An 8,637-nucleotide genomic window follows, 5' to 3' on the forward strand; every position below is an offset into this window, starting at 1 on the left:
ACGGGGGGCGGACGGGCATCCATTCCCGCTCACGCGCTGTAATCCGGATGTGGCTCACAAGCGTCGGCGGCCCTGACCGAAAAAGTTGGACCGCCGCCCTCGTCCCATCGGCTCCCGGCCGGTCCCACGCCTCTCGCTTCGTAAGCTTCGGGTCGCTCCCCCGGCCCGCCCGACCTCAGCCCGCCGGCTCCAGGAAGCCCTGCTCCACCAGCAGCCGGATCTGCGCGGGCGTCCGCTCGCGCAGCAACGCCGGGTCCTCGCCCACCAGCTGGGCGATGGCATCCAGGATGCGGCCGGCGCTCAGCGTCCCGTCGCAGACACCGGCGAACCCCGCGCCGACGGTGTCCACCGTGGTGGCCCGGCGCATCCCGCGCTGCTGGCGCAGCACCACGTGCTCCGGGTCCTCGGCGCCGGGCAGCCCGACCTGCTCCTGCACGATCTCGCCGGCGAGCCGGAAGTGTCCGTCGAGCAGGGCCGCGTCGTCGTGGTCGCGCAGGTAGTCGAGGCGGGCGAAGTGTGCGCGCACGGTGCCGCCGAGCGGCTGCTCGACGGGGTGCGGCCACTCCTCCACGGTGACCGAGGGCACGGCCGAGCCCGTCCGGCGCAGGGTGATCCAGCCGAAGCCCACGGCCTTCACCTTGCGGGCCTCGAACTCGTCCAGCCAGGCGTCGTACCGCGCCTGGTACTCCGCCGGGTCGCGCCGGTGGTCGCCCGAGTCCCTCAGCCAGAGCTCGGCGTACTGCGTGACGTCCTGCACCTCGCGCTGCACGATCCACGCGTCGCACCCGCGGGGCACCCACGACCTGAGCCTGTCCTGCCAGTCCTCCCCCTCCACGTGCTGCCAGTTGGCGAGGAACTGTGCGAACCCGCCCTCGTTCAGCCGCTCCCCCGCCTGCTGAACGAGCGTGCGGCACAGATCGTCCCCGCCCATTCCGCCGTCCCGGTAGGTCAGGCGGGCGCCGGGGGAGATCACGAAGGGCGGGTTGGACACGATCAGGTCGAACGTCTCGTCGTCACGGACCGGTCCGAACAGGGAGCCCTGGCGCAGATCGGCGGCCGGGGCACCGGACAGCGCCAGCGTGAGCGCGGTGATGTGCAGCGCGCGCGGGTTGACGTCGGTGGCGGTCACTCGGGTGGCGTGCCTGCCGGCGTGCAGCGCCTGGATGCCGGAGCCGGTGCCGACGTCGAGCGCGGAGCCGACGGGCGTGCGGACCGTGATGCCGGCCAGCGTGGTGGAGGCGCCGCCGACGCCGAGGACGACGCCCTCCTCGCGGCTGGCGATGCCGCCCGCGCCGCCGACCGCGCAGCCCAGGTCGGAGACGATGAACCAGTCCTCGCCGTCGAGCCCGCCGTAGGGCCTGACGTCCACGGTCGCGGCGAGCTCGTCCCGGCCGACGCGCGTCAGCCAGCCGGCCTCCAGGCAGTCCCCCACCGGCAGGACGTCCGCCACGCGCGCGTGCGGCACGGGCTGCTGCAGCAGGAACAGCCGGACGAGCAGCTCCAGCGGCGTGTCGCCGCGTGTGGCCCTGAGCGCGGGCACGGTCTCGCTGCGCGCCAGGGCCGCGTACGCGGGCGCGCCGAGCAGTTCGAGCAGTCCGTCGGCGGTGAAGGAGGCGCCGAGCAGGGCGTCCCGGAGCCGAGCGGCGACATCCGGGCGGTCGGCGGCGGGCAGGGCGGTCGGGGCGGGCAGGCTGGAGTCACTCACGCACCCATTGTGTCGGCTCGCACCGGCATCGCACGCGCGCGTGCCGTGCCGCGGCGGCACGCGCGCGTACGGCGCCCGTCCGGGGTGGCCGGTCGGCCGTTCGGCCGGGCGGACAGGTCAGCCGTTCGACGTCGAGTCCGAGGCGGGGGCGGAAGCGGAGGCGGCGGACTTGCAGCTCGGCTGCTTGGCCATCGCCTTGCCGACGTCGCCCTCCTCGAGGTTCTTCAGGGCGTCGTTGCCGCTCTTGCTCAGCTTGTCCAGCTGGGTGGCGATGTCCTTGAGGCCGTCCGCGAACTTCGCCTGGTCCTTGGTGTCGAGCTTGTCCACCTGCTGCTTGAGCGAGGCGTACGAGGCGCCGAGGTCGTCGAGCTCCTTGACCGCGTCCTGCTGCTTCTTCTTGCCGCCGTCGACCTTGGGCACGCCGGCACTGCTCACGGAGGCGCCGATCGCCTTGTAGGCGTCGGACATGTCCTGGAAGGCCTGCGCGTCGGTCTTCTGGACGTCTGCCGGTGAGCTGTTGTCCGAGGTCTCCTTCTGGATCGCGGCGTTGGCGGCCTCGATCTTCTTCGCCTGCGGCTGCACCCCTTCGCACACCTGCTTGGCCCAGGCGTCCAGCGCGTCGTTCTTGCCGTCGGCGCTGCTGCCGCTGCACCCCGTCAGTGCCAGTACCAGTACCGCACCGCCGGACAGTGCGGCCGCGAGCTTCTTGTTCACCGGTTTGGTCCCTTCCATGGCTCTCGGCCCCGGAACATACACGCCGGATGGCCGACGACCAGGACTCGAACGCCCCATACGGCCCGTCTTGCAGCCATTTGCACCATGCGAGAGAAGGCTCACGGAAATGGGTCCGGGCGCACACGCAGCGGGCGGGCGACGCCTGGATCGCGTCGCCCGCCCGCCTCTTGAGATGTGCCTGTTGTACGGATGCCTACGAGACCACCGCGGGGTCGGCAGGCTTGGACACTCGTTCGGCGTCGTCTTCGTCACCCACGGCGATTCCGCGCCGCTTGGAGATGTAGACCGCGCAGACGATGACGGCCAGCGCGAGGACCGCGATCATGATCCGTACGCCGAGACTCTTGTCGCTGCCGTAACTGAACTTGATGACCGCGGGCGCGATGAGCAGCGACACCAGGTTCATGACCTTCAGCAGCGGGTTGATCGCGGGACCGGCGGTGTCCTTGAAGGGGTCACCGACCGTGTCGCCGATGACCGTGGCGGCGTGGGCCTCGCTGCCCTTGCCGCCGTGGTGGCCGTCCTCGACGAGCTTCTTGGCGTTGTCCCAGGCACCGCCGGAGTTGGCGAGGAACACCGCCATCAGCGTGCCGGCGCCGATGGCGCCCGCGAGGTACGCGCCGAGCGCGCCGACACCGAGGGTGAACCCGATGAAGATGGGCGCCATGACGGCGAGCAGCCCGGGTGTGGCCAGTTCGCGCAGGGCGTCCTTGGTGCAGATGTCGACGACCTTGCCGTACTCCGGCGTCTCGGTGTAGTCCATGATCCCGGGCTTCTCGCGGAACTGCCGCCGCACCTCGAACACCACCGAACCCGCCGACCGCGACACCGCGTTGATGGCCAGTCCGGAGAAGAGGAAGACGACCGCGGCTCCGGCCACGAGGCCGACCAGGTTGTTGGGCTGCGAGATGTCCATGATCAGGGTCATCGGCGCGCCGGCCCCGGACAGTTTCGCGCCGACGTCCTGCGCGCCGGTGGTGATCGCGTCGCGGTACGAGCCGAAGAGCGCGGACGCCGCGAGCACGGCGGTGGCGATCGCGATGCCCTTGGTGATGGCCTTCGTGGTGTTGCCGACCGCGTCCAGGTTGGTGAGCACCTGGGCGCCCGAGCCCTCGACGTCGCCGGACATCTCCGCGATGCCCTGTGCGTTGTCGGAGACCGGGCCGAAGGTGTCCATGGCGACGATCACACCGACCGTGGTGAGCAGGCCGGTGCCGGCCAGCGCCACCGCGAACAGCGCGAGCATGATCGACGTGCCGCCGAGCAGGAACGCCCCGTACACGCCGAGGCCGATCAGCAGGGCGGTGTAGACGGCCGACTCCAGGCCGACGGAGATGCCGGCGAGGACGACGGTGGCCGGGCCGGTGAGCGAGGTCTTGCCGATGTCGCGGACCGGCCGCCGGCTGGTCTCGGTGAAGTAGCCGGTCAGCTGCTGGATCACGGCGGCGAGCAGGATCCCGATGGCGACCGCGACCAGGGCGAGGATCCGCGGGTCGCCGTCCTTGCCGCGGATCGCCGTGTCGGTGACGCCGGTCAGGTCGGCGTACGACGAGGGCAGATAGGTGTAGACGGCGGCCGCGACCAGGGCGAGCGAGATCACCGCGGAGATGAAGAAGCCGCGGTTGATCGCGGTCATGCCGCTGCGGTCGGCGCGTCGCGGTGCCACCGCGAAGATGCCGATCATGGCGGTCACGACACCGATCGCGGGCACCAGCAGCGGGAAGGCGAGCCCGTCGTTGCCGAAGGCCGCCTTACCGAGGATGAGCGCGGCGACCAGCGTGACGGCGTAGGACTCGAAGAGGTCGGCCGCCATGCCCGCACAGTCGCCGACGTTGTCGCCCACATTGTCGGCGATGGTCGCGGCATTGCGCGGATCGTCCTCCGGAATGCCCTGCTCGACCTTGCCGACCAGGTCGGCGCCGACGTCGGCGGCCTTGGTGAAGATGCCGCCGCCGACACGCATGAACATCGCGATCAGCGCGGCGCCGAGGCCGAAGCCCTCCAGCACCTTCGGCGCGTCGGCCGCATACACCAGCACCACACAGGAGGCGCCCAGCAGGCCGAGCCCCACCGTGAACATGCCGACGACGCCGCCCGTACGGAAAGCGATCTTCATGGCTTTGTGCGAAACGGTGGTGAGATCCTTTTCCGGCTCACCCTCCGCCGGAGTCGCTTCCCGCGCCGCCGCGGCGACACGCACATTGCTGCGCACGGCGAGCCACATGCCGATGTAGCCGGTGGCCGCCGAGAACGCGGCACCGATCAAGAAGAACACCGACCGTCCGGCGCGCTGTTTCCAGTCGTCCGCGGGCAGCAACATGAGCAGGAAGAACACCACGACGGCGAATACGCCGAGCGTGCGCAGCTGACGGCCCAGATAGGCCTTCGCGCCTTCCTGCACGGCTTCCGCGATCTTCTTCATGCTGTCGGTGCCTTCACCCGCCGCGAGCACCTGGCGCACCAGGACGCCTGCGACCACGAGCGCGGCCAGCGCGACGGCCGCGATGACCGCCACGATGATCCGATTGTCGTGCGTCAGCACTGCGGCTGCGAAGGTTGTGGGTTGGCCCAACTGATGAGGGGTAGAAAGCCCCGCCATTCGTCCTCCTTGACGCTTGGGCTGAGCTCAAGATGTGGACGGATTGTAGGTACCCGGACCTGATCAAAACAGTGTGCGGTAAATGGAATCAGCCTTCACACGCTTCTCAGCAAATGATCGTCGGGCGACACGGAACCCGAAAGCGGTAATGCCTCAAAAGCATTGACCCTTGATCCATTATCGGGCTATCGATCGTGAAGGATTTCACGAAATCCTGTAGACCCACTGTAGGCACGGTCACCCACATGGCGCCCTCCGACGCGCCGACATGCCGAAGGGCCCCACTCGGGTGGGGCCCTTCGGGAGACTTCGGCAGGGACGGTGAGCGGCCGCCTCAGGCGAGCACGGCGGTGGGCGGTGCGGTCGGCCAGGTCATCTTGATCAAGCCGCCGTCCTCCCCGGCCGTGACCTTCACGTCGTCGACGAGTCCGCTGATGACCGCGAGGCCCATCTCGTCCTCCTCGGCCTCCGCCTCGTCCACGGCGCCCGGAGCGTCCCCGGGAGCGTGCGTCGCGTGGCGGGCCTCGTCGCCGACCTCGATGGAGAACTCCTTCTCCTCCTCGATCAGCATCACCGTCACCGGTGCCGCGATGCCGCCGCTCTGATGCAGCCCGACCGCACGGGAACAGGCCTCGCCGACGGCGAGCCTGACCTCGTCGAGGACGGCCTCGTCCACTCCGGCCCTGCGCGCCACCGCTGCCGCCACCAGCCGGGCGGTCCTGACATGCTCGGGCTGCGCGCTGAAGCGGAGTTCGACGGTGGCCATGCATCCCCCTAGGAGCTACGGGCGTGCTGTCACGGGGCCGGGCCGCCGACAGCCCAGTCCCCCGCGTGAAGTTCTTCCGCCCCGGACACCGGCCCGGGGCCGGCGGTCAATCGGTGGCCGCCACCGCTTCGTCGACCGAGGTGTGGATCGGGAACACCTTGGTCAGACCGGTGATACGGAAGATCTTGAGAATGCGCTCCTGGTTGCAGACCAGGCGCAGCGAGCCCTCGTGGGCACGCACTCGCTTCAGACCGCCGACCAGCACGCCGAGACCGGTGGAGTCGAGGAAGTCCACGCCCTCCATGTCGACGACGAGGTGGAAATTCCCGTCGTTCACCAGCTCGACCAGCTGCTCGCGCAGCTTGGGCGCGGTATATACGTCGATTTCGCCACCGACCTCGACGACCGTACGATCGCCGACGGTACGGGTCGACAGGGACAGGTCCACGGATCCTCCAGCACCTTGCTATCGAGCGGTCGCCCATCGGGCACCTCGGCAGAGGCCCCCAGGACGGTTCGCCAGCCGCGATGGCATTCAATCACTTACCGGCAGGCGTGCACGACGCCTTAGCTCCATTGTCCGTCACGCCGGTGACACACTCGGTGCCAATGGCCAAGAATCACCGATCCGATCGATCCCCGACGGACCCCGCAACCCGCCTGACTCCGGGCGCGGTTCTGAACCGGCTCGCCTCCGGGCCGAGCAGGGCTGTGCGCATCACTCATACGGAGCACTTGCCCCCGCGGGCGGGTCGCCATGCCGTCTGGCCCGCAGAGATTCGCCCGGAGGTCGTCGCGGCCGTCCAGGCGTGCGGGATCGAACACCCCTGGGCCCATCAGGCGCGCGCGGCCGAGCACGCCCTCGACGGCGACTCCGTGGTCGTCGCCACGGGCACGGCCTCCGGCAAGTCCCTGGCGTATCTGGTCCCGGTGCTGTCGACGCTGCTGGAGGGCTCCGAAGCGCCGAACGGCCGTGGCGCCACCGCGCTCTACCTCGCCCCCACCAAGGCCCTCGCGGCCGACCAGTGCCGCGCCGTGCGGGACCTCGCCCGGCCGCTGGGCAGCTCCGTGAGGGCCGCCGTGTACGACGGCGACACGCCGGTCGAGGAACGCGAGTGGATCCGCCAGTACGCCAACTACGTCCTGACCAACCCCGACATGCTGCACCGCGGGATCCTGCCCTCGCACCCCCGCTGGTCCTCCTTCCTGCGGGCCCTGAAGTACGTCGTCATCGACGAGTGCCACACCTACCGGGGTGTCTTCGGCTCCCACGTCGCCCAGGTCCTGCGCCGGCTGCGCCGGCTGTGCGCCCGCTACGGCGCCTCGCCGGTCTTCCTGCTCGCCTCGGCGACCGCGGCACAGCCCTCGGTGGCCGCCCGCCGGCTCACCGGCCTGCCGGTGGTCGAGGTGGCCGACGACGCCTCGCCGCGCGGTGAACTGGTGTTCGCTCTCTGGGAGCCCCCGCTCACCGAACTCCAGGGCGAGAAGGGCGCCCCGGTCCGCCGCACGGCCACCGCCGAGACCGCCGACCTGCTGACCGACCTCACCCTCCAGGGCGTGCGCTCGGTCGCCTTCGTCCGCTCCCGGCGCGGCGCCGAACTGATCTCGGTGATCGCCCAGGAACGGCTGGCCGAGATCGAACGCCCGCTGGCCGGGCGTGTCGCGGCCTATCGGGGCGGCTACCTCCCCGAGGAACGCCGCGCCCTGGAGCGCGCCCTGCACTCCGGCGAACTGCTGGGCCTGGCCGCCACGACCGCCCTCGAACTCGGCGTGGACGTCTCCGGCCTGGACGCGGTGCTGATCGCCGGGTACCCGGGCACCCGCGCCTCCCTGTGGCAGCAGGCCGGCCGGGCGGGCCGCGCCGGCCAGGGTGCCCTGGCGGTGCTCGTGGCCCGCGACGACCCGCTGGACACCTTCCTCGTCCACCACCCGGAGGCCCTGTTCGACCAGCCGGTGGAGTCCACGGTCCTCGACCCGGACAACCCCTACGTCCTCGCCCCGCACCTGTGCGCGGCCGCCGCCGAGCTGCCGCTCACCGAGGAGGACGTGGAGCTGTTCGGACCTGCCTGCGCGGAGCTGCTGCCGCAGCTGGAGGCCGCGAAGCTGCTGCGCCGGCGGACCCGGGCCTGGCACTGGACGCGCCGGGAGCGGGCCGCGGATCTGACCGACATCCGCGGGGAGGGCGGACGCCCGGTGCAGATCGTCGAGGCGGGCACCGGGCGGCTGCTCGGCACGGTCGACGAGGCCGCCGCGCACACGGCCGTGCACGAGGGGGCGGTCCACCTGCACCAGGGCCGCACGTACCTGGTGCGCTCCCTCGACCTGGACGACTCGGTCGCCCTGGTCGAGGAGGCCAACCCGCCGTACACGACGGTCGCCCGCGACACGACGGCGATCTCCGTCCTGGAGACGGACATCGAGGTCCCCTGGGGCGACGGCCGCCTCTGCTACGGCTCCGTCGAGGTCACCAACCAGGTGGTCTCCTTCCTCCGCAGGCGTGTCATCACCGGTGAAGTGCTGGGCGAGACGAAACTCGATCTCCCTCCTCGTACGCTGCGCACCCGCGCGGTGTGGTGGACGGTCACCGAGCACCAGCTCGACGAGGCCCGGATCAACCCGGAGATCCTCGGCGGCGCCCTGCACGCCGCCGAACACGCGTCGATCGGCATGCTGCCGCTCTTCGCCACCTGCGACCGCTGGGACATCGGCGGCGTCTCCATCCCGCTGCACCCCGACACGCTTCTGCCCACCGTCTTCGTCTACGACGGCCATCCCGGCGGCGCGGGCTTCGCCGAGCGCGCCTTCCACACCGCCCGCGCCGCCGGGATGGCC

Annotated in this window: 6 protein-coding genes; 1 reads left to right on the forward strand and 5 read right to left on the reverse strand. The window is 70.8% G+C overall.

Features of this window, described 5'->3' with window-relative positions:
• Positions 1-175: 175 nt before the first annotated feature.
• The 5 genes from BZY54_RS20945 to bldG form a co-directional block, all read right to left on the reverse strand.
• Positions 176-1,705 carry a DUF7059 domain-containing protein gene (locus tag BZY54_RS20945; protein WP_086726719.1) on the reverse strand — a complete coding sequence of 510 codons (1,530 nt, stop codon included), beginning with the start codon at positions 1,703-1,705 and terminating at the stop codon, positions 176-178.
• Positions 1,706-1,822: 117 nt separating this feature from the next.
• On the reverse strand, positions 1,823-2,437 hold the full coding sequence (locus BZY54_RS20950; RefSeq protein ID WP_086726720.1) for a small secreted protein: 615 nt from the start codon (positions 2,435-2,437) through the stop codon (positions 1,823-1,825).
• Between the two features lie 196 nt (positions 2,438-2,633).
• Positions 2,634-5,039: a sodium-translocating pyrophosphatase gene (locus BZY54_RS20955; protein WP_086726721.1), complete on the reverse strand. Its 2,406-nt coding sequence runs from the start codon at positions 5,037-5,039 to the stop codon at positions 2,634-2,636.
• 334 nt (positions 5,040-5,373) lie between these two features.
• Complete coding sequence (locus BZY54_RS20960) at positions 5,374-5,805, reverse strand: ATP-binding protein (protein ID WP_086726722.1); 432 nt, start codon at positions 5,803-5,805, stop codon at positions 5,374-5,376.
• 106 nt (positions 5,806-5,911) lie between these two features.
• Positions 5,912-6,253: an anti-sigma factor antagonist BldG gene (gene bldG / locus BZY54_RS20965; protein ID WP_009189842.1), complete on the reverse strand. Its 342-nt coding sequence runs from the start codon at positions 6,251-6,253 to the stop codon at positions 5,912-5,914.
• Positions 6,254-6,333: 80 nt separating this feature from the next.
• Here bldG and BZY54_RS20970 point away from each other — a divergent pair.
• Positions 6,334-8,637, forward strand: a 2,304-nt coding sequence (locus BZY54_RS20970; protein ID WP_167414034.1) for a DEAD/DEAH box helicase, incomplete at its 3' end; no start/stop codon positions are given.

It is taken from the genome of Streptomyces carpinensis, from assembly GCF_002154505.1.
GTDB lineage: Bacteria > Actinomycetota > Actinomycetes > Streptomycetales > Streptomycetaceae > Streptomyces > Streptomyces carpinensis.